Source organism: Psychromonas arctica (assembly GCF_038155225.1).
Classification (GTDB): Bacteria; Pseudomonadota; Gammaproteobacteria; order Enterobacterales; family Psychromonadaceae; genus Psychromonas; species Psychromonas arctica_B.
Map to the genome: position 1 here is coordinate 1 of NZ_JBAKBA010000162.1, position 245 is coordinate 245.

Below are 245 nucleotides of genomic sequence, written 5' to 3' on the forward strand. Positions count from 1 at the left end.
CATTCATATATTCAATGAATGCTTTAGTAGCTTCAACCTCTTCTTTATTCTCATTTTTCATCACACTCAGTCCAACCATAGTACCGAATGACGAAGGAGACGTTTTAGTGATGGTGGTGGCTATGCGTGTATTTTTCGCTAAATCAGGATCTAAAGCCGCACCTTTAAGGTCAGTAAAGTTTTCAGAACTCAATGAACTATCAGCTGCTTCTGCAAGCGCAATATCATCTAAAATATAAGATGAG

At 38.0% G+C, this 245-nt stretch carries 1 protein-coding gene; it reads right to left on the reverse strand.

What is annotated here, in order from left to right; translation table 11 throughout:
- On the reverse strand, nucleotides 1-245 hold a 245-nt coding region (locus V6255_RS18170; RefSeq protein ID WP_341629395.1), incomplete at both ends, for a hypothetical protein.